Consider the following 25,565-nt stretch of genomic DNA (forward strand, 5'->3'; position numbering starts at 1 on the left):
GGTAATCTCCTCCCAAGGATCTCCTCCAGACCGCGTCTGCCCCGCGATGCGCCCCTCCCCGGTCGCGTCGCAAGTCTCCTCCAGCGCCGTGAAGTCAATCTGCGGGATTAACCTGCGCTTAAATACTCACCGCATGTTGTCTCAAATCTTACGAATTGTAACAGCGCTCCGATCCTGCGGCGAAACGCGCCAAGCCGGCCGGCGCGTCAGGCTTTGACCTTTGCTTTCAGCGTGCTAGCCATGAGGTCAGGGAGAGAGAATGACGCAGACCAACAGTCAGCGCAGCAAGATGGTAGAGGCCGGGCTGAACCTGATCGCCCAGGCCCTGTCGATCTATGACCAGGACCTGCGCCTTGCCGCCTGCAACCGCCGCTTTCAGGAAATGTTCGATCTGCCCCGCGAATTGGTCAGCCCCGGCGCCAGTTTTGCCGACACCATCCGCCTGATTGCCGCCCGTGGTGATTATGGCGATCTGCCCGATCTGGATGACTTTGTCGCCCAGCGCGTCGCCCAAGCGCAGGCCTTCCAGCCGCATTATCTGGAACGCCGCCGCCCCAATGGGCAGATCATTTCAATCGAAGGGGCGCCGCTGCCGCAGGGCGGCTGGGTTGCGGTCTATACCGACATCACCCAGACCAAACGCGCCGAGGCGCTGTTGCGCGCCCGTTCTGCCGAATTGTCCGATCAGCTGTTGTCCCACGCCGAAGAGCTCTCGGGCACCAACCGCAAGCTCGCCGCCAGCATTTCCGCGCTCGAAGAGGCCAAGCGCCAACTGACCGAAACCGAAGCCCGCACCCGCCTCACCACCGAAATGATGCCCGCCCATATCGCCCATGTGGACGCCGAGGGCTGCTATACCTTTACCAATGGTCGGCTGGCCGATGTGTTTCCCAAACGCCCCGCCACCATCCTTGGCCGTCACATGCGCGAGGTTCTGGGCGACCACGCCTTCGCCCGCATCGAACCCAACCTCGCCGCCGCCTATACCGGCCAGAGCCCGGTGTTTGAATTCACCGAAGATCAGGACCGCCGCCGCCTGCGCGTGGCCTTTACGCCGGACGGTCAGGGCGGGGTTTACGTGCTGTCGATGGATGTGACCGAAGAAACCCAGGCCCGCGTCGCCCTGCAACAAAGCCGCCGCCGCGCGCTGGCCGCCCAGATGACCAGCGGGCTGGCGCATGATTTTTCCAACCTCCTGACCATTATCCTCGGCATGCAGGGCAAACTGGCCCGCATGGACCTGCCCGAGGACGCGCAGGAACTGGTCACCGCAACCCTGTCTGCGGCGGATCGCGGCGGACGGCTTTTGAAACGTCTGTCACAGGTCACCAGCCAGCGTGGCCTGCGCCCCGAGGCCTGCGATGTGCATGCCCTGCTGTCGGAACTCAAAATCCTCGCCTCCCCGGCGCTGCCGCGTGGGGTGGGCCTGTCGGTTCTGGACAACACCCCCGATCAGGCGCTGCTCTTGGACCCCGGTCGCCTGCAGGACGCGCTCTTGAATCTGATCCTGAATGCCCGCGACGCCTGCGGCGCTTCTGGCCAGATCACCGTTGCCGCGCATCTGGTCGGGCAGACATGGCTGGAAATTTCGGTCGGGGACACCGGCCCGGGGTTTTCGCAAGAGGCGCTGGAACAGGCGCTGAACCCGTTTTTCACCACCAAAGGGCAGGAAGGCTCGGGCCTTGGGCTGGCGATGGTCTATGACATGGTGAAATCCGCAGGCGGCGACATTCGCGTTGGCAACACAGTCTCTGGCGCCAATGTCACCCTGCGCCTGCCCTACCGCGTCGCGCCCGAGGTTTCGGGGCGGATGGTTCTTCTGGTCGAAGACACGCCAGAGCTGCGCGAAACCATCCGCGAATTGCTAATGGCCCTTGGCTGCGCGGTGGTCGAAGCCGCCAGTTTGGAAGAGGCCACCGCCCTTCTGGCCGACCTGCCCGACATTGCGCTGGTGCTGTCCGATATCCGCCTGCGCGGATCGGGCACCGGGGTTGATCTGGCCCGCCAAATCCCCGACGACGGCCCGCCCGTGGTGCTGATGACCTCGCTGCCGCCGGAAGACCCGCTGCGCCAGAACGCCGCCCGCGCCTATCCCGTTCTGCCCAAACCCTTTGACAGCAAACAGCTCTCTGCGCTGCTGATGCCGCAAGCCCGCCCCGGAGCCAAAACATGACCCAATCCGACACCGCCCCGCTGGTTGCCATCCTCGATGACGAACCCGAGATCCGCCAGATCCTGTCGGACACGCTCGAAGCCGCAGGGCTGCGCACGCAATGCTTTGGCCGCGCCCGCGATTTTGAGGCCGCCCTGGCCCGTATCACGCCAGAACTCTGCCTGATTGACCTGTCCCTGCCCGACAGCGATGGGCTTGCGCTGGTACATCGGCTGGCGTTGGAAAAAGGCGCCAGCGTTATTATCATTTCCGGGCGCAGCCAGGTGCAGGATCGGATCACGGGGCTGGAACTGGGCGCTGAAGACTACATCACCAAACCCTTCGCCCCGACCGAAGTGCTGGCCCGCGTCCGCGCCCGCCTGCGTGACACATCCCGCGCCCCCGCCCCCCAAGGCGACACGGCGCAGTTTTCCGGCTGGCAGGCCCATTTCGACCGCTATGTTCTGGTCGATGAGGCGGGCACAGAGGTCCCCTTTTCCCACGCCGAAGGCGCGGTGCTGCGGCTGTTTCTGGACAATCCCAAACGGCTGATTTCCCGCGCGCAAATGCAGGACAATCTGGGCGGCAGCGCCGGCGACAGCTTTGACCGCGCCATTGACGTGCGCATTTCCCGCCTGCGCGCCAAACTGGGCGAAGACCCAAAAAACCCCCGCCTGATCAAAACCATCTATGGCGCAGGCTATATCTTTGTGAGCGATGTGGACTGGGGCTGACCCCGGTCTTTACAGCGGTGGCACCCGCATGCGCACCGGGCTCGACTTCACAATCGAGGTATGAGTTGTCGCTAGACGGGCAAACGTCTCAAGAATAGGGTCTAGTTCTGCAATATCACGCAGCAGCATCCGAGCGACAAAGCCGTCTTCGCCAGTGACCTTGTCGCATTGCACAATCCGCTCATTCGCCTCGATCTGCTGTTCCAGCATGTGACGTTTTCCCGGCAGCGGGCGAAAACGCACAATCGCCTCCAGACCGTAGCCCAGCGCAGCCGCCGACAACTCAACCCCAAAACCCTGGATCACACCAAGATCCTGCAGCCGCCGCACCCGTTCGCGAATGGTGGGCGCAGAGACCCCGGCTTCTGCCGCCAGATCCTTCCAGCTCACTCGGCCATCCCGCACCAGTGCCTTCAGCAGCGTGCGGTCCAGCGCATCCAATGGATCTTTCATTCAAAGCCTCTTGCACAAAAATGCCAATGTATCGCTGGCATTTTCCCAATTTTTCCTTCGAAAGCAAAAGTACTTTGCCCATGGGCCTCCTTTAGTTTTCCACCATTGGATCACACGGAAAGGAAAGAACATGGGATGGTCGCTTTGGGCGTCTTTTGCATTGGTATCGGGGGTGAACATCATCACGCCCGGCCCGGCCCGGCCAACCTCAATACACTGCGTCGCGCGTTGCAATTGGGATGGGTCCGGGTGCTGCCGACAATCTTTGGCAATGCGCTGGGGTTGGCGGTCGGCGGGCTTGCCTGCGCGTTTGGAGCCGGGGCCTTGGTGCTGGCTTCGGATCTGGCGTGGGCCCTGCTGCAAGGGCTGGGTGTGGTCTATCTCTTGTGGCTCGGCGGGAAACTATTGATCACACATGAAACGCTTCTTGTCGACGGCGCGAACGACCCAGCCGCACCGCGCGCTGCGCCCCTGTTTCGCGAGGCCTTCCTGCTCGCGGTCACAAACCCCAAGGCGCTGCTGTTCTACCTTGCGCTATTGCCGCAATCCCTGGACCCAACAATGGGCGCAGGATGGGGGCTGGCCCTGCAGGCTGTCACCCTTGTCCTGACGTATTGCGCCCTGTCGATCCTATCGCTCAGCACCTATGCCGCACTTGCCAGCGCGCTGCGCAACCGGGTTATGACACAGGCGCGCTACACCGCGTTTCGCAGGGGGTCCGGCATTGTGATCCTCGCCTTCGCCCTGAAATTGCTGGTTGGCTAGGCCGTCAGTTCGTGCCCTGCCATGTTCTTCGAAACACCACCCAGACCACCCGAAGCGGTCGGCGCTGCTGGCGTTAAGATCAAAAATCTTGCGAGACCGAATCACCCTGCTAAAGTGAACGACATGACGACATGTCTGCTCTATCACCACCGCACGGCGCGGCGTGCCCGGTTCTACCGGGTGGAAATCGCCATGACGCTGTTTGACGAGGTCTCGGTCCTGCGCGAATGGGGCGTGGCCGGTCATGAGGGCACCACCTGCATCCAAACCTTCGACAATCTGCGCGAAGCCTCCGATGCAGCTGATGCCCATCGCGACCGCATGCTGCACCACGGCTACACGCGCCACTAACCTCCGGCGGACCGACCCTGCGGCCCAAACACCCGCTGCGCGGCATGCGGGTCGATGGCCTATTGCGTCGCATTTGCCCTTTTCAGCCCTTCCCGGCGCCCCTAGAACTCTGCTGACGAACGCAGCGCAGGCCGCAGGAAAGGATCGCCCATGACCCAGATCACATTGGTGCGCCACGGACAGGCAAACACAGAGGCCCGGGACGAGATCAGCTATGACCGCCTGAGCCCCCTGGGCCATCAACAGGCGGGCTGGCTGGGCGATCATCTGCGTGACAGCCGCGACTATTTCACCCGCGTCTACAGCGGCACGCTCAACCGCCATGTCGAAACCGCCACCTCCATGGGCTATGGCGATGGGCTGGTGCAGGATCCGCGCCTGAACGAAATGAGCTATTTTCCCCTCGCCGAGGCGGTGGAGGCCCAGTATGGCACCCCGATCCCGACCAATCGCGAAGGGTTCATTGACCATCTTCCCTATGTCTTTGACCTGTGGCAGCGCGACCAGATCGACGCGCCCTACGAGACATGGAACGATTTTGAGAGCCGCATCTCGGCCGCGCTGGTGGAAATCGCCGCAGGCGAAGGCCCGGCGCTGGTGGTGACCTCGGGTGGGCTGATTGGCATTGTCATGCGCCAGGCGCTGGGGCTGGACACCAAGGCGACCGCCCGTATGGTGCTTGCGGCCATGAACACCTCGGTCCATGTGCTGCATCAGATCGGCGGTCATTACACGCCGGTTCTGTACAATGCAGTCCCCCATCTGGCCGATCCTGACCGCCATTTTGCCCGCACCCATCTTTGAAAAAGAGGACCGAGACAATGCAGCTTTACTACGCCCCCAAGACCATCTCTGTCGCCGTTGCCATTGCGCTGGAAGAGGCCGGGATCGAATACGAGACCGTACTGGTGGATTTCGCCGCCAAGGAACAGACCTCGGTTGCCTATCAGCAGATCAACCCCAAAGGCCGCGTGCCTGCGCTGGCCTTTGATGGTGGTCTGCTGACCGAAACCGGCGCGCTCTTGGAATTCATTGCCGACCAGGACGGCAACGACCTGCGCCCAACCGACCCCATTCTGGCGGCCCGTATGCGCGAGGTGATGTTCTATCTGGCCTCCACCATGCATGTGAACCACGCCCACAAGTTGCGCGGCGCCCGCTGGGCGAAGGAACGGTCCAGCTGGAAGGACATGCAGAAAATGGTGCCCAGCACCATGGCGGCCTCCTGCGACTACATCAGCCGCGCGGGGCTCCGCGGGCCATTTGTGCTGGGAGAGACGGTCTCGATCGCGGACTGCTACCTTTATGTGGTCTGCACCTGGCTGGAGGGCGATGGTGTGACCCTTGCCGACTTCCCCAAAATCCAGGCCTTCATGCAGGCCATGGAAGCCCGGCCCAGCGTGCGCGCCGTGTACGAGAAAGCGATGCTCTGAGCGGTGAACGGGTTGGGGGCGCTGCCCCCGGCCTGCGGCCTCCCCCGGGATATTTTTAAAAAGATGAGTGAGGGCCGGACCGCATAGCGGCAAACGACGTGGGGCGTCGTTTGAGGCCCGAGCGGGCGGAGCCTTAGCCGGACCACGCAGTGGCAAACAGTGCGGGGCACTGTTTGAGGGGCGAACGGGCGGAGCCCAGCCGGACCACGCGGTGGCAAACAGTCTAGGGCAGAGTTTGTGGGGCCCTGCCCCGAGGGATCACACTGCAGGCCGCTGGTTCAGACGCGAGCTGCTCGGGTATCTGGGATAGAGGCTGTTGCGCGTCTCAGCGCCCCATCACGCTCTCGGCTTCCGCCGACACATTGAAGCCCAGAAGCTCCAGCCCGGCTTCGATGTCAAAGGCCAAATTGGGGGTCTGCAGCAGGTAGTCTTCGGCCGGGGTTGTTGCTTCCTGCAGCGCCAGATCACAGGCCTGGCTGTACTCGGATGCCTCAAAGGTGCCGCGCCCCAGCCAGACCAGAGCGACGAGTGCGGCTTTTTCCTCAATATTCAAACCCTGCAGAAACGCGCGCAGCTCGGGCTCTGCGCGCCCCAGTTCCCGCGCCATCAGCGCCACCTGTTCCGCCTTGTTCGGGGCAATGTCCATTTCCATGCTCATGTCCGTCTCTCCCGTGCCTAACGTGGTTTCACGGGACAAAGATGGCAGGCAACAGATCAGCCGTCCTTGATCTGCGACAAACCCCGCCCCAGGGGGCCGGGCCACGTGCGCCAACGCCCTTGGGCCCGCGCAAGAGCCACGCTGCAACAGACGGGCGCGGGCGTGCGGGCCTGCAACCGCCCTTAGGCGTCAGAGCTTTCGAGCAGGGTCACTTCGCGCGGTGGCACCTCAACGGGGCCTGGGTCTTCCAGCGTCGCACTGGACACCACGCCAAGGGCTTCGAACTTCCGGGCCGAGGGCAGCACCCGCGATTCCAGCGAGCCCACTGCCTTGTTGTAGTTGTTCACCGCCGAGGTCATGGATTTCCCCACCATCGCAAGGTTCTTCGAGAAGGTGGTCAGACGATCATAGAGCTCTTTTGCGCCCTTCTGCACCTCCAGCGCGTTTTCGGCCATTTTCTCTTGCTGCCAGCCATAGGCAATGGATTTCACCAGCGCCATCAGCGTGGTCGGCGTGGCGATCAGCACCTTATGTTCGAACGCATATTCGATTAGCCCCGCGTCAGCCTCAACGGCTGCTGAGACAAAGGTCTCACCGGGGATGAACATCACCACAAAATCCGGCGCCTCGCCCAGCGCCGATTGATAGGCTTTGGACGACAGCTGTTTCACATGAGTGCGCACATGGCCCGCGTGGCGGGTCAGCGCCGCCTGCTGCGCCTCGGGGGTGTCCGCCTCCAGCGCGTCCAGATAGGCCTCCAGCGGGGTTTTGGCGTCGATCACAATGCTTTTGCCGCCGGGGATGCGCACCACCGCGTCGGGGCGGCGCAGCCCTGCATCGGTGTCGACGGATTTCTCCAGTTCATAGTCCACATGTTCGGCCATGCCCGCCATGTCAAAGACCTGCCGCAGCTGCATTTCGCCCCAGCGCCCCCGGGTTTTCGGCGCGCGCAGGGCCTGCACCAGCTTGCGGGTCTCGCCGCCCAGTGCGGCTTGACCTTCGGCCAGATGGGCCACTTGGGTGCGGATCGCACCGTAAGCCTCGTTGCGGGCTTTCTCGATTTCCTGAATGCGCTCGCCAAACTGGCCCAGCTTTTCATCGAGCGGTTTCACCAGACTCTCGATCGCTTCGTGACGGCGTGCCAGATCCGCATCTGCGGTTTTGCTGTGGGCCTGAAACCGTTCACTGACCAGCGTCAGGAAATTTTCCGAATTTTGCTTCAAAACACCCGTGGCCAGATTGGCAAATTTATCCTCCAGCTGGCGGTTCATATGCTGCATTTCCTCAAGCCGCGCCTGATGTTCGGCGTGCAGGGCCTGAATTTGCGCCTCGGCCTGAAAGCGGGCGGCGCGTTCGTTTTCACTGGTGCGGCGCAGGGTCGACAGCTCGTCCAAAGCAGGCTCTAACCTTGCCACTTCGGCCCGCAATGCGACCTCTTTCAGACGCAGCCCTTCAACCTGCTTTTGCAACAGCGCGGCCGCTTTGCCGCGGCGGGTCGACGCCAGCGCCAGAAACAGACAGCCCACGGCCAGAAGGCAGCAAACAGCAATCGCATTGGGCAGGGTCAGGGCCTGTGCCGCGATGTCCAGCGGGTCCATGGGGCTCTCCTCAAATCTTTTTGTTCTTAGCTGCGGCCGAACAGGCGTTCGATATCCGCGAGTTTTAATTCAACATAGGTGGGGCGGCCGTGGTTGCACTGGCCGGAATGGGGCGTGGCCTCCATTTCCCTCAAGAGCGCATCCATTTCTTCGCCGCGCATCCGGCGGCCGGACCGGATCGAGCCATGGCAGGCCACGCGGGACAGGATCGCTTCGACCTTGGCCTGCAGCAGCTGGCTTTCGCCCTGATCGGCCAGTTCATCCAGAATATCGCGGATCAGCGCCTCGGCATTCACCGTGCCCAAGAGAGCCGGCGTTTCCCGCACCGCAATGGCGCTGCCGCCGAAGGGTTCGATCCCCAGACCGAATTTATACAGCTCGTCCGAGACATCCAAGAGCCGCGCTGCGTCGCCCTCGCTCAGTTCCACAATCTCGGGGATCAGCAACCCCTGCGTGGCGACGCCGTTTTCGGCCATCTGGTGTTTTAGCCGCTCATAGACCAGCCGTTCGTGGGCGGCGTGCTGGTCGACAATCACCATACCGTCTTGGGTCTGGGCAATAATGTAGTTTTCATGCACCTGCCCACGCGCTGCGCCGAGCGGCAGGGTTTCGGGGCTGACCACCGGTGTCTGTGGCGGGGCGCCGGGCGTTTCATGTGAAACGTCGGGCGTGTCGATCACCCGGCCCGAGTAGCTGCCTGCCAGTTCGGAGAACCCAGCCGCCGCCGCTGTTGCAAGCGGCGCATCCACGGGCGTGTCCTCCTGCGGGCCGGGCGCCTGCGCCGCATAAGACCGGTGCATGGCTTGGCGCGAGGGCCGGGAAGCCAGATCCATCTGATAGACACGCGGCGCGCCTGTGGCGGTGGGCTCTTCCGGGCGCATGGCCCCCAGCGTCGCGCCTGCCACAGTGGTCGAGGCCCGGTGGCCCGCCTCGCTCAATGCGTGGCGCAGGGACGACACGATCAGCCCGCGCACCAAGGCCGGGTCGCGAAAGCGGACCTCGGATTTCGCCGGGTGCACGTTGACGTCCACCAGCTCTGGGTCGCAGTCGATAAACAAGGCCGCCGCCGGGTGGCGGTCGCGGCTAAGGAAATCCATATAGGCCGCGCGCAGGGCGCCGGTGAGGGTTTTGTCTTTGACCGGGCGCGTGTTCACAAACAGGAACTGCGTCACCGCCGCGCCGCGCGAATAGGTCGGCAGTGCGGCATAGCCATAGAGGCGAATGCCCTCGCGGGTGTGGTCGATCTTCAGCGCGTTTTCTGCAAATTCGCGCCCAATGACCGATGCCAGCCGCCCATGCAGCGCGTCAAACAGATCCCCCGACAGCGGGTCGGCACGGAAGGTCACACGCCCCTCGCCCCCGCCCGAGACATCGCGCAGGGTGAACCCAATCGCAGGTTCTGCCATGGCCAGACGTTTGATCGTATCGCCAATGGCTTGGCTTTCCGCGCGGTCAGAGCGCATGAATTTCAGCCGTGCGGGCGTGGCAAAGAACAGATCGCGCAGTTCGACCACCGTGCCCTGACGCAGGGCGGCGGGTTTCACCGGCTCCATCCGCCCGCCCGCCACACGGATTGACACGGCATCCTGCCCTTTGACCCGGCTGGTGATGGTCAGCCGCCCCACCGCGCCAAGCGAGGGCAGGGCCTCGCCCCGGAAGCCAAAGGTGTGGATGTTCAGAAGGTCCGAGCCGTCGATTTTCGAGGTCGCGTGCCGTGACAGGGCCAGCGGCAGGTCGTCCGCCGTCATCCCGCAGCCATCGTCCGTCACCCGGATCAGCGTCTTGCCGCCATCGGCGATCTCAACCGTGATGCGGGTGGCGCCAGCGTCGATGGCGTTCTCCACCAGTTCTTTCACGGCCGAGGCCGGGCGCTCTACCACCTCGCCTGCGGCAATGCGGTTGATGGCGCTGTCGTCGAGCTGCCGGATGACAGGACGGGATCTGGTCGGATCAGCATTCATTTGGGGGTCTGGGGTGGACATACCGCTAAATCTAGCATGTTGAGGGACGATTCTGCCAGTTGGAATACGCCCCCTTGGCAGCCGCTGCAAGCGGTGCGTCAGACGCCCGCCGGCGCGCCCGCGCGGTGGCGGCAGGGGCCAAAGACCGCCGTCAGCGCAAGGATCACGCCCGACACCGTGGCGATCATGCCCGCCGCGCTCACCGCGTCATACATGCCGATCCACAGCGGGCCGTATCCGGCCAGAACATACCCAAGCACGGCAGAGAGCAGCGCAAAGGCTACGCTCCATGCAACCTGCACGCCCAGCCGGTTGGTCATCATCCGCGCCGCTGCGGGCGGGCAGATGAACATGGCGATCACAATGATCGAGCCCACCGCATCAAAGGCCGCAACCGCTGCAATGGCCGCGACCACCACCAACGCCAACCCCAGCGCTGTGGTGCGCAGGCCCAGCGTGCGGGCAAAGCCTTCGTCAAAGGTAGAGATCGCCAAAGGCCGCCAGAACAGCCACAGGAACAGCACCACGCCCAGCAACGTCACCGCAATGCGCGGCAGCTCGGGCGGGAGATGGCGCAGGGCGTCCCAGTCCAACAGGCTGCCCCAGCCGGTGGCATCCAGCCAGATCAGGCTTTCCAGATTGCCATAAAGCGCATGTTCCACATCCAGATGTACCGAGGACGTATCGGTCTGCTCCAGCAGCAGAACCCCACCTGCAAACATCGCGGTAAAGACAACGCCCATCGCAGCACCGGGTTCGATCCGGCCCAGACGGCGGATCACCTCGATCAGCACCACAGAAATCACCGCCGCGCCTGCCGCGCCAATCATCATTGGCCAGGTGGAAATCGCACCGGTGATCAGGAAGGCCACAACAATACCCGGCAAGGCCACATGGCTGATCGCATCGCCAATCAGCGCCTGACGGCGCAGCAGCAGGAAGTTCCCCGGCAGCGCACAGGCCACGGCGGCAAAAGCCCCGATCAGCAGCGGCGGCAGGGACAGCGGGACAAATTCCGATCCCATCAGATGGCCTCCTTCGGGGCACCAATGCGCGCATCCAATGCGGCGATCTGGTCGGCGGTCAGCACGGTCTCGATCCCGCGTAGGCCATCGTATTGCGCGCTTGCGGCCTCTTGTGCCTGATCGCGGCGCAACATCGCCCAGCGGGCCTCGTCCCGCAGCGCCTTGGCGGCCTGCGCGCGGCCATCGTCCGTCGCAACCCCATCGGCCCGCATGAGGCCCGCACGGCGCAACAGGCGGCGGGTCAGCGGCTCAAAGATCTCCTGCCCCTGCGCCAGCGCAAGAAGCCCTTGGCGCATGTGGACACGGGCCTGAAACCGGCGATGGCGCAGGATCGCGGCCAACACGCCACGACCGGGCGCCAACAGCAGCGACAGCAGGAACAAGGCGGCACTAAACAGGACAATAATCGGCCCCGTCGGCAGGTTTGGCGCGGTCGCAGACACCGCCGCCCCCAGATAGGCCGCCACACCACCAAAGGCGCCGGACAGGATCACCACCTGCCCTGCCCGTTCGCTCCAGAACCGTGCGGTCACGGCGGGAATAATCAACAGCGCAACAATCAGGATCAGCCCGACGATCTTCAGCCCCACAACGGTCACCGCCATCACCAGCGCCATCATCGCCATATCGACGCGGGGCACGTTCACCCCTTGGGCGGCGGCATATTCCGGATCAAAGCTGACCAGCAGCATCGGCCGCCGCATCACCGCGATCACCGCCAGAACGGCCAGCCCCCCCAGCGCGATAGTCACCGCATCCGCGAACAACATCCCCGCAGTAGAGCCTAATAAGAACCCCTCAAGCCCCGCCTGCCGCCCCACGCCCAGCGACTGGATCACGGTCATCAGGACCACGCCGAAACCAAAGAACACGGATAAGACCGCGCCAATGGCGGCATCCTCGGCCAGCCGTGTGTGGCGCGTCAGCGCGTTCATACACCACAAGCCCACCATGGCAGAGACGGCAGAGCCCAAAAGCAGCCCAATCAGGCTGCGCCCTTCGCCGCCCAGCGCGACCATAATCAGAAAGGCCATTGCCACCCCCGGCAGGGTCGCATGGCTGACCGCATCCGCGACCAATGCGCGTTTGCGCAAGAAAAGGAAGGTGCCGGTGATCCCCGCTGCCGCCCCCAGAAGGGCTGCGCCAATGGTCACCAGCGTGGCATTATACCCCAGCTGCAACAGCAGCGCCTGCGCCAGCATCCCTCAGCCTGCCACTTGTGCGATCTGCGCGGTTGCCAGACGGCCACCATAGGCGTCATGCAGCGTGTCAGCCGTGAAGGCCTCTGCCACTGTGCCTTCGGCCACCTTGCGGGTGTTGATCAGGAAAACATTGTCGAAATATCCGGCCACGGTGGCCAGATCATGATGCACGACGACAACGGTTTTGCCCTCGGCGCGCAGGGCTTTCAGCACATCAATGATCGCCTTCTCGGTCGCTGCATCAACGCCTGCAAAGGGTTCGTCCAGCACGTAAAGGTCTGCGCCCTGCGCAAGGGCCCGCGCCAGAAACACCCGCTGCTGCTGACCACCGGACAGCTGGCCGATTTGCCGATGGGCGAAATCTTTCATGCCGACACGATCAAGGCAGGCCTCGGCCTGTTTCACGTGGCGCCCGCGCAGACGGCCCAACAGGCCGACCTCGCGGTAAAGCCCCATCAGCACCACATCAATCACGCGGGTCGGGAAATCCCAATCGACCGAGGCGCGTTGCGGCACATAGGCAATGCGCCCGCGTTGCCGCGCAATCGGTTTGCCAAAGACCTGCACCCGGCCCGACACCGCCGGCACCACGCCCAATGCGGCCTTCAGCAGGGTCGATTTACCGGCCCCATTTGGACCAATAATCGCGGTCATCTTGCCGGCCTCCACCGTCATATCGACAGAGAAGACAGCCGGCTTTTCGCCATAGCTCACGGTCAGGCCACGGATCGCCAGCGGGCTGTCCTGCCCGCCCGGTTCAGTGATCTTTTTGCCGTCGCGGCTGACCAGAGCAATATCCATGGCTTAATGTCCTGCGCCCAGTTTGCCGTCCATGCCGCCTGCGGGGACATCCGCCCCAAGTGCCGCCGCAATGGTGGTAAAGTTGTGATCCAGCATCCCGATATAGGTGCCCTCGTAGGTACCATCGGCCCCCATCGCGTCAGAGTAAAGCTCGCCCCCGATTTTAACCGCGTGGCCTTTCGCCGCTGCCCCCTCAATGAGCGCTTTCATATTGCGGTCCGCGACCGAGGTCTCCACAAACACCGCGCCGACATTGCGGTTGACCAGCGTGTCGACCAGTTCGCCAATGCGGTTCAGACCGGCTTCGGACTGGGTGGAAATGCCCTGAATGCCCATGACCTCGAACCCATAGCCCTGCCCGAAATAGCCAAAGGCATCATGGGCCGTGACCAGCACGCGGTTCTCTGCGGGCACTTGTTCCAGCAGCAGTTTGCCATAATCGGTCAGGCGATCCAGATCCTGCAGATGCGCGGCGGCATTGGCGGCGAAGGTTGCAGCCGCCTCGGGGCGGGCCTCGGTCAGGGCAACCTGCACCGAGCCCACAACCTGTTGCCACAGCTCCGGATCCATCCAGACATGGGGGTCGTATTTATCGGCGTAGTCATCATGCGTGCGCAGCGCGTCCTTGGGCAGGGCCTCGGCCACCGCAACCACGTCGCGTTTGCGCTCAAGGTCGTGGAAGAAGTCTTCCATCTGCGCCTCGAGGTACAGCCCATGCCACAGCACCAGATCGGCGCGGGTCATGGCGACAATATCGCTGCGGGTCTGGCGATAGGCATGGGGATCGACACCGGGGCCCATCAGCGCCTTGACCGAAACCTCATCCCCACCGACCTGACGCACGGCATCCGCAATCATGCCGGTGGTTGCGACCACGCTCAGCGGCTCTGCGGCCTGAGCAACAGGGGCCAGCGCCATCAGCGCGGCGGTGGCAAAGCCCAAAAGAGTATGGCGGCGGTTCATCATGATCCCAGTCCTCGACTTGTTTGAAGGGAATATGAGAACGATTCTCAACTTCGTCAATCTATTTGCGAATTATTCGCAAGAAAAACCACAAACGGGTGCATTTTTTGTCCTTTTGGTAAAAAAATTGCCTGAATCTCGGGCACCCATGCTTGCATTGCGGCCTATGCCCGTGCGAATTTGCCGCAAAATCTGCCTCTCCATATTCATGAGGAATCTCCACATGGACAGCTCAAACGCCACCCAGATCCATACGGGTCATGGAACGATACCGCGCAACCCCGGCACTGACTTTGATCTTGATTGGGCGCTGAGCCTGACCGCCAATACCTCGGCCATTGAACGCCGCTGCGCCACCCTGCCCGGCCGCCGTTCGGTGAAGAAAGACTATCAGGCCGCGTGGCTCTTGAAGGCGATCAGCCTGATTGACCTGACCACCCTGGCCGGGGACGACACCGAAGCCCGCGTGCGCCGCCTCTGCGCCAAGGCCCGCCAGCCGGTGAACGCAGCGCTTCTGTCCCAGCTGGGCATGGACGGCCTGACCACCGGGGCGGTCTGTGTCTATCACGAGATGATCCCGGCGGCCGTCAAGGCGCTCAAGGGGTCGGGCATTCCCGTTGCAGCCGTCTCTACCGGCTTCCCGGCCGGCCTGTCGCCCTTCCACCTGCGCGTGGAAGAGATCCGCGAAAGCGTCAAAGCTGGCGCCGAAGAGATCGACATTGTGATTTCCCGCCGCCTCGTGCTCGAAGGGAAATGGCAGGAGCTTTATAATGAGATGCGCGCCTTCCGCGAGGCCTGCGGCGATGCGCACGTCAAAGCGATCCTTGCCACCGGCGAACTCGGCTCCCTGCGCAACGTCGCACGCGCGTCGATGATCTGCATGATGGCGGGCGCGGATTTCATCAAGACCTCGACCGGCAAGGAAAGCGTCAATGCCACCCTGCCCGTATCCCTCGTGATGATCCGCGCGATCCGCGAATATTTTGAGCGCACCGGCTATTACGTCGGCTACAAGCCCGCCGGTGGTATTTCCAAGGCCAAGGACGCGCTGGTGTACCTGTCCCTCATCAAAGAGGAACTGGGCGACCGCTGGCTGCAGCCTGACCTCTTCCGCTTTGGCGCGTCTTCCCTGCTGGGCGACATTGAACGCCAGCTAGAACACCATGTGACCGGGGCCTATTCCGCTGGCCACCGCCACGCGATGGCCTGATCCAAGGACTGAACAGATGACAATCAAAGAGATTTTCGAGACCATGGACTACGGACCTGCCCCCGAAAGCGCCGCTGACGCCCTTGCCTGGCTGGTCGACATGGGCGACCGGTTTGGCCATTTCATCAATGGCGAATTCACCGCGCCGGGTGATGGATTCGACAGCAAAAACCCCGCCACCGGCGAGGTGCTTGCAACCCTGAGCCAAGCCACCCAAGGCGATGTGGACGCGGCTGTTACTGCCGCCCGCAAGGCGCAGGGCCCCTGGGCCGCGCTGGGGGGTGCGGGGCGTGCGCGCTATATCTATGCCATCGCCCGGCTGATGCAGAAACACGCCCGCCTGTTTGCGGTGCTGGAGACCATGGACAACGGCAAGCCGATCCGCGAAGCGCGCGACATCGACATTCCGCTGGCGCAGCGTCATTTCTACTACCACGCCGGCATGGCGCAGTTGCAGGACAGCGAACTGCAAGGCCGCGAGGCGCTGGGGGTTTGCGGGCAGATCATCCCGTGGAACTTCCCGCTGTTGATGCTCGCGTGGAAAGTGGCCCCGGCGATTGCCATGGGCAACACTGTGGTGCTGAAACCGGCGGAATATACCTCGCTCACCGCGCTGTTGTTTGCTGACATCTGCCGACAGGCGGGTCTACCCAAGGGCGTTGTGAACATTGTCACCGGCGATGGCGCCGTGGGCGAGATGATCGTGAATGCCGACGTTGACAAGATCGCCTTCACCGGTTCGACCGAGGTTGGCAAGCGCATCCGCGCAGCAACCGCAGGGTCGGGCAAGGCGCTGACGCTCGAGCTGGGGGGCAAGTCGCCCTACATCGTCTTTGACGACGCGGATCTGGATTCTGCTGTCGAAGGTCTGGTCGATGCGATCTGGTTCAACCAAGGTCAGGTCTGCTGCGCGGGCTCGCGCCTGTTGGTGCAGGAAACCATCGCCGAGAAGTTCCACGCCCGCCTGCGCGCGCGTATGGACAAGCTGCGCATTGGCAACCCGCTCGACAAATGCATTGACGTCGGCGCCGTGGTGGACCCGGTCCAGCATGCGCGTATCAGCGAACTGGTCGGTGCTTGCACGGAAGGTGACATCCACCAAGCGGCGATTGAAATGCCCGCGAGTGGCTGCTTCTACCCGCCGACCCTGATCGAAGGGCTGACCCCATCCGACCCGCTGATGCAGGAAGAGATTTTTGGCCCGGTGCTGGTATCGACCACCTTCCGCACCCATGCCGAGGCGATCGAGCTGGCCAATAACACCCGCTACGGTCTGGCGGCGACGCTGTGGACGGAAAACGTGAACCTCGCCCTTGAGGTCGCGCCGAAGCTGGTTGCCGGTGTGGTCTGGGTCAATGCCACGAACCTGTTTGACGCGGCAGCCGGTTTTGGCGGCGTGCGCGAAAGCGGCTTTGGCCGCGAGGGCGGCTGGGCCGGGCTGATGGCCTATACCAAACCCGCTGGCAAGGTTGCGAAACTGGCCCCCATCGCGGCGTTTGAGGGCAGCAGTTCTGAGATGCCCGACGCCATCGACCGCACCGCGAAAATGTATGTCGGCGGCAAGCAGGCACGGCCGGACAGCGGCTACTCCAAGCCGGTCTATGGCCCCAAAGGCAAGCTGCTGGGCCATGTGGGCATCGGCAGCCGCAAGGACGTGCGCAACGCGGTTGAGGCCGCAGCGGGCGCAAAAGCCTGGTCCAAGACCACCGGCCATCTGCGCGCGCAGATCCTCTATTACATCGCCGAAAACCTGTCGGCGCGTGCCGATGAATTTGCCGCGCGCATTGATGCGATGACCGGCAAAAAGGGCGGCAAGGCCGAAGTGGAAGCTTCGCTCGACCGTCTGTTCTCGGCGGCGGCTTGGGCGGACAAGTTCGACGGCAGCGCCGCAGGTGTGCCGATGCGCGCAGTTGCGCTGGCGATGCATGAACCCGTTGGCAGCATTGGCGTCCTGTGCCCCGATGAAGCGCCGCTGCTGGGGCTGATTTCGGCCATGGCGCCGGCGATTGCCATGGGCAACCGGGTGGTGCTGGCGGCCTCTGAGGCCTTCCCGCTGGTGGCGACGGATCTGTATCAAGTGCTCGAGACCTCGGATCTGCCTGCGGGCGTGGTCAACATCCTGACCGGACCCCACGCTGATCTGGGCGACACCATGGCAAAGCACCTGAACCTGGACGCGGTCTGGAGCTTTTCCGGCGCCGACCTGTCGGCGAAACTTGAGGCGGCAAGTGCTGGCAACCTCAAGCGCACATGGGTCAACAATGGCACCGCATTCGATTGGTCCAAGGACCAATCGCGCCGCTTCCTTGAGGCCGCGACCGAGGTGAAAACCATCTGGGTGCCTTACGGCGAATAAAAACAACAAGTTCATACGACGACTGGCCCCGCGCATGTTTCATGCGGGGGATCAACTGGCCTGCGGGGGACCCTCGCAGGCCTTTTTCGTATCTGATGTGGCTCTGACGCGTGTCGAACAGAACCCAAAAAGACTGTCCAAAAAGACTGACGGCGCCGCCAAGGGCGGAACGGGCCTGCGGGACCTCCCCCGCAGCGGCCAATTCAATACGTATTGAAACAAGGGCTCCTCCTGCACCTTTGGTGGAGGTGGTCTTTGGAGATCCTGTTCCTGTGGTTTGGTCTTTTGGTGTCGCGACGCCCCGAGTGTCGGCGACAGAGGTTGAAACACAGAAAAAGGGGCGTGCGCCGATCGCGCAACGCCCCTTTGGGAAGTGGTCAAAACCCACAGCTTAGTTCGAGGTATCAAGCCCTTCGGGACGGCCAACAATGGTGAAATGCAGCCCTTCGGGATCATAGATCCGCGCCGCCACACGGTTGGCCTCCTCCAGCGTCACGGCTTCGACCTTGGCATTGCGGGTTTTCACATAGTCGAGCCCAAGGTCATCCATCTGCATTGCAACCAGGATCGAGGCGATCTGGCTGTTGCCCTTGAACCGCAGGGGATAGGCCCCGGTCAGATAGGTCTTGGCATCGGCCAGTTCGGCTTCGGTCACGCCTTCGGTGGCAATCTTGGTCCACTCCTTGCGGACAACCTCCACGGCTTCGGCCATCTTGTCATTGGCAGAGGCAAAAGAGCCCATATAGGTCGCAGCCAGATCGCGCGGCACGAGGTAGGAATAGGCCCCATAGGTCAGCCCGCGTTTTTCGCGCACCTCGGTCATCAGACGGCTTTCAAAGGAGCCACCGCCAAGGATCTGGTTCAGCACATAGGCGGCAAAGAAATCCGGATCATCGCGTTTGATGCCCACCTGCCCGAACAGGGCAACCGACTGCGGCGTGTCAAAGTCGACAATGGTGGTGCCACCGGCGATCTGCGGGTCGATGGGGCCCGGCATTGGCGCGCCGGTTTCCGGCAGCGCGCCCAGCAGATCATCGAGCAGAACACCCAGTTCCTCGGGCGTGATGTCCCCCACCGCACTGACAAAGAGCCGGTCACGGGCAAAGATCGCTTCATGCGCGTCGAACATGTCCTGACGGGTCAGGGTGGTGACCGTCTCTGCCGTGCCTTTGCCATCGGTGCCATAGGGGTGATCCCCAAAGGCCATTTCAGCAAAGGCGAGGCCTGCAATCGTGTTGGGATCCTTTTCATCCGACCGCAGCCCCACCAGAACCTGCGCCCGCACGCGGTCCAGCGCATCCTGATCAAAGCGCGGCTCCGTCAGGGTTTGACGCAAAAGCTCTGCGGCCTCGGCGCGGTTCTCGGACAGCATTTCGGCAGAGATCGACACCACATCCTTGGTGGCGTCATAGGAGAACCCGGCTGCCAGCCCTTCGAGTGCGCGGGCATAGTCCTGCGCGCGCATCTCGCCCGCGCCTTCTTCCAGAAGGCCGGTCATCAGATAGGTGGCGCCGCGTTTTTCTGGGGTATCCAGCGAGGTGCCGCCGCGAAAGCGCAGCTCCAGCGCCATAAAGGGGATCGAATGGTCTTCGACCAGCCAGGCAGAAATCCCACCCGGAGAGGTGACTTCTGTGATGTCGATTTCGGCGCGTGCCATGGTCGCCGACAGGGCGGCAATGGTCAGCGACAGCGCCATCAGAGCAGCCAGCCAGAGGTGGCGGACAGGGAAGGTCAGAACCTGCGAGGTCACAGCACGGGGCGTCATTGGGTTGCCTCCTCTTCCTTGCGGGTCAGATAGCCGGTCACGGAAACCTCGGGGCGCAGCACGCTGCGGGCGACGGCAATGATCTCATCCCCGGTGATGGATTGCAGCACGCGGTTCCAGTCTTGGACGTCCTCAACCGTGAGGCCCGAGGTCAGCGCGCGGCCATAGCGGTTACCGATCCGGTCCACATCGTCGCGTTCGTAGATTTCAGAGGCACGCAGCTGCAGTTTGATCCGGGCCAGCTGGTCTTCGTCCACGCCGTCCTCGAGGAACTGCGCAAAGCTCTGATCCATGGCGGCTTCGGCTTCTTCCAGGGTCACCCCTTCGGCGGGCACCACCACGAAGTCAAAGGTATTTGGGTCCAGCGAGGTGCCGCCATAGTAGGCGCCGGTGAACACCGCGACCTGCTGGTCAAACTGCAGCGCATTGGCCAGATACGAGGTATTGCCCCCACCCAGAAGCTGCGCCAGCAGGAACAGGGCTGCGGCCTCTTCCTGTTCGCCGGGGTTGCGTTCAGGCGCAAGGTAGGAGCGCTGCACATAGGGCTGCGCCACGCGCGGATCGCTGTAGGTGATGCGGCGGGCGGCGGTCTGCGGGGGTTCCGCGCTGCGGCTGCGCACCTCTGGCAGGTCCGGGTTCGCCGGGATCACGCCGTAATAGGTTTCAGCCAGCTTCAGCACCGCGTCGGGTTCCACATCACCGGTGACCACAAGGATCGCATTATTGGGCGCATAGTGCAGCTTGTAGAAGTTCAGCGCATCTTCGCGGGTCAGCCCCTCCATCTCATGACGCCAGCCGATAATGGGCTGCCCGTAGCGGTGGTTCAGGTACTGCATGGCGCGCATCTGTTCACGAAACAGGGCGCTGGGGTCATTGTCGGTGCGCTGGTTGCGTTCCTCGAGGATCACCTGCCGTTCGGTGGCGACCTCTTCTTCAGAGAGGCGCAGATTGCGCATGCGGTCGCTTTCCATCCGCATCATCAGCTCCAGCCGGTCGGCGGCGACACGCTGGAAGTAGGCGGTATAGTCATAGCTGGTGAAGGCATTGTCCTGCCCGCCATTGCGCGCAACGACAGCCGACAATTCGCCCGGCGCCAGCGTATCGGTGCCCTTGAACATCAGATGTTCGAGGAAATGCGCAATGCCGCCTTTGCCCGCAACCTCATCGGCAGAGCCAACGCGATACCAGACCATATGCTGCACCACCGGCGCGCGGTGGTCTTCGACAACCACAACCTGCATGCCGTTTTCCAGCGTGAATGTGGACACGGGGTCCTGAAGTTCATCTTGGGGTTCGTCTGGGGTTGAAACCGCTTCGATTGCGGTCTCTGGGGCAATCACCGTGCCGGATTGATCCGCCCAGAGCGGGTTAGCAGATATGCCAAGCCCCAGCGCGACCGCAAGTGCAAGGCTTGCAGACAGGCTGCGCCGTGTCACGGCGGCTGCCGTCATGACAGCCGTAATTTCAGGAAGGCTGATGCCAAAGGTCATCCAGATCACCTCTTTGTTCGTCCCTTCACCTGCCGCATTTTTTCAGGTCCGAGCACAGACAACCGGGCTCTGCACCTAAGGCGGCTTTGGCCCTAAGGTACGACCTTCCCCCGCAGCGACAAGGGCTAGGGTGATAAATTGGCAAGAAAGTGAAGGCTTAATCGTCCGCGGGCGGCGCGGAGGGGACAGGAACACCGGCCCGCTGATACCGCCCGGCCAATGCGTTCGGCTCTAGCGTGTCGCGTTCGTAGACCTCGGCGTAGCGGTCAACCCGGAACAGTTTGATATTGGCAAGGAAGGCATTGCGCTTGCGCAGCTTTGCATCGGCCTCGGCCAGTTCGGGACGAATGTCCTGGGTCACACCGTGGCGGCTGGCGGCTGCGACCAGGGCCGCATCTCCGCTTGGCACACCGCCTGCGGGCGCAACACGACCGCCCAGCGCGGCCACGGCCTCGGCGCTGGGGTCGCGGTCGGTCAGATTGGCGCCACCCGGTGTGGGTTCGGGCAGGCTGGCGTAAGAGGCCGGGGCCTCAAGCGGGTTGCTGGGCAGCACCAGAAATTCATCCGGGCTGTTGCGGCGCGCATCCAGTTCGCGCAGGCCCTTCTTCGCGCAGGCCGAAAGACCCGTCGCTGCGATCAAAACCATGACGCCAAATGTGAGCCGCATATCGCTGCCTCCTGCAAATTCTTCACTGACCTAGCGCAGGGCGCGCCAAAGGTCACCCGTGGTTTTTCGCCCGACTGTCGAAAAAGATCAATCCCGCAGCACCTGCGAAGATGAACACATCGGCGACATTGAACACAAAGGGGTTCTGAATGCCGCAGCAGGACATGTTGAGGAAATCCAGAACATAGCCATAAGCAACGCGGTCATAGACATTGCCCAGCGCGCCGCCGATCACCAGACCGGCTGCCACCTGCATGCCGCGATGGCGCCCGTGCGACCGGCGCACCCAAAGCGCAAGCGCGGCCGAAATCACCACCGACAGGCCGATCAGGATCCAGCGCGAGGTGTCGCTGTCTCCGCCAAAGAGGCCAAAGTTGATGCCGGTGTTTTCACCATAGCGGAAGGTCAGCAGCGGCGCGGCCACGTCAATGTAAAGACGGGTCACAAGATCCAGCCCGAAAACGACCCAGATCTTGCTGATTTGATCCAGGGCGAGGCAGAGCCCCGCCACCAGTACCATGAGACGCATACGCTTTGCCTTAGTGACGGAAGTGGCGCATGCCGGTGAAGACCATGGCGATGCCCGCGTCATTTGCGGCCTTGATCACCTCGTCATCGCGCATGGAGCCACCGGGCTGGATCACGCAGGTCGCACCTGCTGCGGCTGCTTCCAGCAGACCATCGGCAAAGGGGAAGAACGCATCAGAGGCCACAGCGGACCCTTTGGCGAGGCTTTCATCCAGTTCGAGCACATCCGCCATACGCTGCGCTTTGACACCGGCGATGGTGGCACTATCCAGACGGCTCATCTGGCCTGCGCCGACGCCCACGGTCTGGCCCGCTTTGACGTAGACAATCGCGTTGGATTTTACGTGTTTGGCGACCTTCCACGCAAACAGCAGATCCTGCATCTGTTCTTCGGTCGGGGCCTTCTCAGTGACCACTTTCAGATCGTCCATGGCGCGGTGGCCGACGTCTTTGTCCTGCACCAGCATACCGCCAGAGACCTGACGGGTGGTGAGGCCTGCATCCTGCGGATTGGGCAGCGCGTCGGTCAGCAGAAGGCGCAGGTTTTTCTTGGCGGCAAAGATTTCCTTGGCCTCATCCGAAGCACCGGGAGCGATGACGACCTCGGTGAAGATCTGGGTGATCTCGGTCGCGGTGTCTGCATCCAGCGGCTGGTTCAGGGCAACAATGCCACCGAAGGCAGAGGTGCGGTCGCAGTCAAAGGCTTTCTGATAGGCGTCCAGCAGGGTCGCGCCACGGGCCACACCACAGGGGTTGGCGTGTTTGATGATCGCCACGGCGGGGCCGTCGGCGGCGGGGAACTCGCTCACCAGTTCAAACGCCGCATCGGTGTCGTTGATATTGTTGTAGGACAGTTCCTTGCCCTGCACTTGGGTTGCGGTGGCAACGCCGGAACGGCCGGTGCCGTCGGTGTAGAACGCCGCCTCTTGGTGCGGGTTTTCACCGTAACGCAGGGTTTGCGCCAGCTGACCGGCCACCGCGCGGCGGCGCGGGGCCTCCAGACCAATGGCGCCTGCCATCCAGTTCGACACGGCCGCGTCATAAGCGGCGGTGCGGGCATAGGCGTTCTGCGCCAGCCACTGGCGGAAGGGATAAGAGGTCTGGCCGTCGTTCTGGTCCAGTTCTTCCAGCAGCACGCCGTAATCTTCGACGTCAACAACCACGTTTACAAAACCGTGGTTCTTGGCCGCCGCGCGGATCATCGCCGGGCCGCCGATGTCGATGTTTTCGATCATCTCGGCATAATCCGCACCACGCTTCAGCGCGTCTTCAAACGGGTAGAGGTTCACCACCAAGAGGTCGATGTCGCCAATGCCGTGTTCTTTCATCGCCGCGACATGTTCGTCATTGTCGCGCAGGGCCAAGAGGCCCCCGTGCACACGCGGGTGCAGGGTTTTGACGCGGCCGTCCATCATTTCGGGGAAGCCGGTCACGTCAGAGACGTCTTTTACATCCAGACCCGCGTCGCGCAGCATTTTTGCACTGCCACCGGTAGAGAGCAGCTCTATGCCGCGGTCAGACAGGGCCTTGCCCAGGTCGATCAGCCCGGTCTTGTCGGATACAGACAGCAGCGCGCGGCGGACGGGGTGGAGGTCGGTCATCTGGTCAGGGTCCCTTTAGGTCAGACTTGGTCTTCATATGGCGCGGGATCATCGTCCCGGTTCAGGTCGCGGGTGGCAATGCCGGTGTCCCGCGCCTTGGAAAGTGTCCAGCGGATCTGGGTGGCATATTGGATGGCACGACCCGACAAGACGATCTGCAAGCAGGCACGGGGCTTCAGGCGGGTCTTTTCCAGAAAAACGCTCGGCTCGAGCCGCAGCTCGCAGTGGCCGTCGTGGCGGAAGACCCAGATTTCCCCGCTCCTGAGCGCCATGGATACTGCTGTGCCGCCCAAGTCAAGGGTTGCGTCCACTTCCGGGTGCAAATGAAAGCGTAAATCGAACGCGAGCCCCTGCAGACCGCCTGCATCGACAGCTTTGTCGAATCGCTGTTTGGCGGGTGCGTCCAAAGCGACCAGCAGATCCGTGCCGCTGAGGCTGCGGCCGTCGTGGTCCAGATGCAGGCTGCGGCTGTGGGTCAGACCATAGGCCGCGCCATAGCCGTCATGGGCCGCTTCAACCATGGTGCCATTGGCATCTGCGCGCTGCTCCAGCTGCACCTGACTGGGTAGATCGGTCAGCAGTTCCTGCATGCCCGCACGCCCCGGCGCATTGCGCAGGCGGGCGCTGGATTGCCCTTCAAGCGTCAGGGTCGAATGCGAGGGCGTCGCCCGCCCGGCGCGGCGCCAGTCCTTGCCAAAGGTCACGCCCGACCCGCAGTTGACCACCAGCGGGCGCCGCCCAGAAGTCAGCTCAAACGCCAGCGTGGAGGCATGGGCATTGCCCGACGCCGCGCCCGAGGGCGGCACCGCCGCATCCATCAGAACCGTGGTGCGCCGGTGGCTGAGACGGCTGTAGCCCATCGCCAGCCCTTCCACCGCTTGGGCGGGCACATGGCTGTTGGCCAGCGCCTGATCCAGCCAGCCTTCTGCCCCGCGTCCGCCGCCGTGAAAGCGGGCAAGGCTTCCATCGCTGTGGCGCAGGGCGCGCAGCAGGGGGGCAATCCGTTCGATCGCCGCCTGATGGGCGGGGGCGACGCTGCGCCCGGCCTCGTGCAGGGCAACGGCCGCCCAGTTCAGCAGGGTGAACACCTCGAGCAGTTCTTCGGGGTTACGGGTTGGCAGGCCACCATCGGCACCAATCTGCGCCTCGCATTCTTCCGACAGCCCCCGCACGGCGGGGTCGGCCAGTGCCTCGCACCCCTTGAGCGACAGCCCCGCATAGATCAGCCCGGTCAGGGCCTCGAACCGGGGCAGGCCCGGCGTCGCCCCGCGCCAGCGATAGGCAAGAAACCCGGTCTGGCGCGACAGGCTGGCAAAGAAGCGATCCGATTGTTCTTTGTCCTGGGCGGCCAGCAGAAACAGCGCGTGGTTGATCCAGCGGATCAGGCGACGGCCGGTCAGATCCGGCGACCAGCCCGGACCGCGACCATTGCCGTAGGCGTCGATCCAGCCCCAGACCCAGGCCTGCGCCTTGCTGCGCGCGACCTTGTCGCCCACGGCCGCCAGATCATCAAGCCAGGCACAGCCCTGTCGTTCTGCCTCGAACGCCGCATCCGGGGCTGTGACCTCCCACAGGCCAGTGGTTTCGCTTTCAATGAGGTATCCGGCAAAGAGAAGATTGCCCGCCACCAGCTGTCGCCCTCGCGAGAGGCTGCCAATGGTGCGTGGTTCGGGTTGCGAAACAAAACCCGTTGCGGCCGGGCGCTTGCGGGCAACCCAGGCGTAATAGCGGTTTTTCAGGCGCGTCCCCTGGCCTGCCAAGCGATCTAATCTGGACATTGTCCCTGCCTCACCCCCTGTCAAAGCCGTCAGAATGGCCAAGGGTGTTTTGCCGCGACCCTACCGGCCTGCGC

General features: G+C 63.1%; 22 protein-coding genes. 8 read left to right on the forward strand and 14 right to left on the reverse strand.

Annotated elements, in window-relative coordinates; translation table 11 throughout:
* Window positions 1-259: 259 nt before the first annotated feature.
* Window positions 260-2,173, forward strand: coding sequence for a hybrid sensor histidine kinase/response regulator (locus TRM7557_RS11210; RefSeq protein ID WP_058290307.1), 1,914 nt, complete (start codon window positions 260-262; stop codon window positions 2,171-2,173).
* Complete coding sequence (locus tag TRM7557_RS11215; protein ID WP_058290308.1) at window positions 2,170-2,886, forward strand: response regulator transcription factor; 717 nt, start codon at window positions 2,170-2,172, stop codon at window positions 2,884-2,886. Before TRM7557_RS11210 ends, TRM7557_RS11215 begins: the two co-directional genes overlap by 4 nt.
* A gap of 9 nt (window positions 2,887-2,895) precedes the next feature.
* Here TRM7557_RS11215 and TRM7557_RS11220 read toward each other — a convergent pair whose 3' ends face one another.
* Entirely contained in the window at window positions 2,896-3,339 is a 444-nt protein-coding gene (locus tag TRM7557_RS11220) for an Lrp/AsnC family transcriptional regulator (RefSeq protein WP_058290309.1), read from the reverse strand.
* 105 nt (window positions 3,340-3,444) lie between these two features.
* On the opposite strand from TRM7557_RS11220, the gene TRM7557_RS11225 reads away from it, so the two are divergent.
* The 4 genes from TRM7557_RS11225 to TRM7557_RS11240 all read left to right on the forward strand — a co-directional run bounded on the left by TRM7557_RS11225 (window position 3,445) and on the right by TRM7557_RS11240 (window position 5,888).
* On the forward strand, window positions 3,445-4,104 hold the full coding sequence (locus TRM7557_RS11225; protein ID WP_235811462.1) for a LysE family translocator: 660 nt from the start codon (window positions 3,445-3,447) through the stop codon (window positions 4,102-4,104).
* Between the two features lie 123 nt (window positions 4,105-4,227).
* Window positions 4,228-4,455 carry a WGR domain-containing protein gene (locus TRM7557_RS11230; protein WP_058290310.1) on the forward strand — a complete coding sequence of 76 codons (228 nt, stop codon included), beginning with the start codon at window positions 4,228-4,230 and terminating at the stop codon, window positions 4,453-4,455.
* A 150-nt stretch (window positions 4,456-4,605) separates the two neighbouring features.
* Window positions 4,606-5,259 carry a histidine phosphatase family protein gene (locus TRM7557_RS11235; RefSeq protein WP_058290311.1) on the forward strand — a complete coding sequence of 218 codons (654 nt, stop codon included), beginning with the start codon at window positions 4,606-4,608 and terminating at the stop codon, window positions 5,257-5,259.
* A gap of 17 nt (window positions 5,260-5,276) precedes the next feature.
* Window positions 5,277-5,888 (forward strand): glutathione S-transferase family protein, encoded by a 612-nt coding sequence (locus TRM7557_RS11240; protein WP_058290312.1) that lies wholly within the window; start codon window positions 5,277-5,279, stop codon window positions 5,886-5,888.
* Window positions 5,889-6,213: 325 nt separating this feature from the next.
* On the opposite strand, the gene TRM7557_RS11245 is transcribed toward TRM7557_RS11240, so the two are convergent.
* The 7 genes from TRM7557_RS11245 to TRM7557_RS11275 form a co-directional block, all read right to left on the reverse strand.
* Window positions 6,214-6,546 (reverse strand): DUF3775 domain-containing protein, encoded by a 333-nt coding sequence (locus TRM7557_RS11245; RefSeq protein WP_235811463.1) that lies wholly within the window; start codon window positions 6,544-6,546, stop codon window positions 6,214-6,216.
* A gap of 182 nt (window positions 6,547-6,728) precedes the next feature.
* Entirely contained in the window at window positions 6,729-8,144 is a 1,416-nt protein-coding gene (locus TRM7557_RS11250) for a DNA recombination protein RmuC (protein WP_082626598.1), read from the reverse strand.
* Window positions 8,145-8,170: 26 nt separating this feature from the next.
* Window positions 8,171-10,126 (reverse strand): DNA mismatch repair endonuclease MutL, encoded by a 1,956-nt coding sequence (gene mutL / locus TRM7557_RS11255; protein WP_058290313.1) that lies wholly within the window; start codon window positions 10,124-10,126, stop codon window positions 8,171-8,173.
* A gap of 77 nt (window positions 10,127-10,203) precedes the next feature.
* Window positions 10,204-11,133, reverse strand: a complete 930-nt coding sequence (locus tag TRM7557_RS11260; RefSeq protein WP_058290314.1) for a metal ABC transporter permease — start codon at window positions 11,131-11,133, stop codon at window positions 10,204-10,206.
* Window positions 11,130-12,332, reverse strand: coding sequence for a metal ABC transporter permease (locus TRM7557_RS11265; RefSeq protein ID WP_058290315.1), 1,203 nt, complete (start codon window positions 12,330-12,332; stop codon window positions 11,130-11,132). Before TRM7557_RS11265 ends, TRM7557_RS11260 begins: the two co-directional genes overlap by 4 nt.
* Window positions 12,333-12,335: 3 nt before the next feature.
* On the reverse strand, window positions 12,336-13,133 hold the full coding sequence (locus TRM7557_RS11270; protein ID WP_058290316.1) for a metal ABC transporter ATP-binding protein: 798 nt from the start codon (window positions 13,131-13,133) through the stop codon (window positions 12,336-12,338).
* 3 nt (window positions 13,134-13,136) lie between these two features.
* The gene (locus tag TRM7557_RS11275; protein WP_058290317.1) at window positions 13,137-14,099 is read right to left on the reverse strand and encodes a metal ABC transporter solute-binding protein, Zn/Mn family; all 963 of its coding nucleotides are present in this window, start codon (window positions 14,097-14,099) and stop codon (window positions 13,137-13,139) included.
* Between the two features lie 220 nt (window positions 14,100-14,319).
* On the opposite strand from TRM7557_RS11275, the gene deoC reads away from it, so the two are divergent.
* Both deoC and TRM7557_RS11285 read left to right on the forward strand, forming a co-directional pair.
* The gene (gene deoC, locus TRM7557_RS11280) at window positions 14,320-15,306 is read left to right on the forward strand and encodes a deoxyribose-phosphate aldolase (protein ID WP_058290318.1); all 987 of its coding nucleotides are present in this window, start codon (window positions 14,320-14,322) and stop codon (window positions 15,304-15,306) included.
* A 16-nt stretch (window positions 15,307-15,322) separates the two neighbouring features.
* Complete coding sequence (locus TRM7557_RS11285; protein WP_058290319.1) at window positions 15,323-17,662, forward strand: aldehyde dehydrogenase family protein; 2,340 nt, start codon at window positions 15,323-15,325, stop codon at window positions 17,660-17,662.
* Window positions 17,663-18,053: 391 nt separating this feature from the next.
* On the opposite strand, the gene TRM7557_RS11295 is transcribed toward TRM7557_RS11285, so the two are convergent.
* The 6 genes from TRM7557_RS11295 to TRM7557_RS11320 form a co-directional block, all read right to left on the reverse strand.
* Window positions 18,054-19,358, reverse strand: coding sequence for a M16 family metallopeptidase (locus tag TRM7557_RS11295; protein WP_058290710.1), 1,305 nt, complete (start codon window positions 19,356-19,358; stop codon window positions 18,054-18,056).
* A gap of 65 nt (window positions 19,359-19,423) precedes the next feature.
* Entirely contained in the window at window positions 19,424-20,848 is a 1,425-nt protein-coding gene (locus tag TRM7557_RS11300; RefSeq protein ID WP_110590797.1) for a M16 family metallopeptidase, read from the reverse strand.
* A gap of 226 nt (window positions 20,849-21,074) precedes the next feature.
* Window positions 21,075-21,584, reverse strand: a complete 510-nt coding sequence (locus TRM7557_RS11305; protein WP_058290321.1) for a DUF3035 domain-containing protein — start codon at window positions 21,582-21,584, stop codon at window positions 21,075-21,077.
* A gap of 52 nt (window positions 21,585-21,636) precedes the next feature.
* Window positions 21,637-22,113 (reverse strand): signal peptidase II, encoded by a 477-nt coding sequence (gene lspA, locus TRM7557_RS11310; protein ID WP_058290322.1) that lies wholly within the window; start codon window positions 22,111-22,113, stop codon window positions 21,637-21,639.
* Between the two features lie 10 nt (window positions 22,114-22,123).
* Window positions 22,124-23,713 (reverse strand): bifunctional phosphoribosylaminoimidazolecarboxamide formyltransferase/IMP cyclohydrolase, encoded by a 1,590-nt coding sequence (purH, locus tag TRM7557_RS11315; RefSeq protein ID WP_058290323.1) that lies wholly within the window; start codon window positions 23,711-23,713, stop codon window positions 22,124-22,126.
* A 20-nt stretch (window positions 23,714-23,733) separates the two neighbouring features.
* Entirely contained in the window at window positions 23,734-25,491 is a 1,758-nt protein-coding gene (locus tag TRM7557_RS11320) for a heparinase II/III family protein (RefSeq protein WP_058290324.1), read from the reverse strand.
* Window positions 25,492-25,565: the final 74 nt, after the last annotated feature.

It is taken from the genome of Tritonibacter multivorans (assembly GCF_001458415.1).
Taxonomy (GTDB): Bacteria; Pseudomonadota; Alphaproteobacteria; order Rhodobacterales; family Rhodobacteraceae; genus Epibacterium; species Epibacterium multivorans.

Excerpts from the sequence above, each read along its gene's own strand:
- TRM7557_RS11210 (WP_058290307.1), top strand. The coding sequence starts at position 260 with ATGACGCAGACCAACAGTCAGCGCAGCAAGATGGTAGAGGCCGGGCTG.
- TRM7557_RS11215 (WP_058290308.1), top strand. The coding sequence starts at position 2,170 with ATGACCCAATCCGACACCGCCCCGCTGGTTGCCATCCTCGATGACGAA.
- TRM7557_RS11220 (WP_058290309.1), bottom strand. The coding sequence starts at position 3,339 with ATGAAAGATCCATTGGATGCGCTGGACCGCACGCTGCTGAAGGCACTG.
- TRM7557_RS11230 (WP_058290310.1), top strand. The coding sequence starts at position 4,228 with ATGACGACATGTCTGCTCTATCACCACCGCACGGCGCGGCGTGCCCGG.
- TRM7557_RS11235 (WP_058290311.1), top strand. The coding sequence starts at position 4,606 with ATGACCCAGATCACATTGGTGCGCCACGGACAGGCAAACACAGAGGCC.
- TRM7557_RS11240 (WP_058290312.1), top strand. The coding sequence starts at position 5,277 with ATGCAGCTTTACTACGCCCCCAAGACCATCTCTGTCGCCGTTGCCATT.
- TRM7557_RS11245 (WP_235811463.1), bottom strand. The coding sequence starts at position 6,546 with ATGAGCATGGAAATGGACATTGCCCCGAACAAGGCGGAACAGGTGGCG.
- TRM7557_RS11250 (WP_082626598.1), bottom strand. The coding sequence starts at position 8,144 with ATGGACCCGCTGGACATCGCGGCACAGGCCCTGACCCTGCCCAATGCG.
- mutL (WP_058290313.1), bottom strand. The coding sequence starts at position 10,126 with ATGTCCACCCCAGACCCCCAAATGAATGCTGATCCGACCAGATCCCGT.
- TRM7557_RS11265 (WP_058290315.1), bottom strand. The coding sequence starts at position 12,332 with ATGCTGGCGCAGGCGCTGCTGTTGCAGCTGGGGTATAATGCCACGCTG.
- TRM7557_RS11270 (WP_058290316.1), bottom strand. The coding sequence starts at position 13,133 with ATGGATATTGCTCTGGTCAGCCGCGACGGCAAAAAGATCACTGAACCG.
- TRM7557_RS11275 (WP_058290317.1), bottom strand. The coding sequence starts at position 14,099 with ATGATGAACCGCCGCCATACTCTTTTGGGCTTTGCCACCGCCGCGCTG.
- deoC (WP_058290318.1), top strand. The coding sequence starts at position 14,320 with ATGGACAGCTCAAACGCCACCCAGATCCATACGGGTCATGGAACGATA.
- TRM7557_RS11285 (WP_058290319.1), top strand. The coding sequence starts at position 15,323 with ATGACAATCAAAGAGATTTTCGAGACCATGGACTACGGACCTGCCCCC.
- TRM7557_RS11295 (WP_058290710.1), bottom strand. The coding sequence starts at position 19,358 with ATGGCGCTGTCGCTGACCATTGCCGCCCTGTCGGCGACCATGGCACGC.
- TRM7557_RS11305 (WP_058290321.1), bottom strand. The coding sequence starts at position 21,584 with ATGCGGCTCACATTTGGCGTCATGGTTTTGATCGCAGCGACGGGTCTT.
- lspA (WP_058290322.1), bottom strand. The coding sequence starts at position 22,113 with ATGCGTCTCATGGTACTGGTGGCGGGGCTCTGCCTCGCCCTGGATCAA.
- purH (WP_058290323.1), bottom strand. The coding sequence starts at position 23,713 with ATGACCGACCTCCACCCCGTCCGCCGCGCGCTGCTGTCTGTATCCGAC.
- TRM7557_RS11320 (WP_058290324.1), bottom strand. The coding sequence starts at position 25,491 with ATGTCCAGATTAGATCGCTTGGCAGGCCAGGGGACGCGCCTGAAAAAC.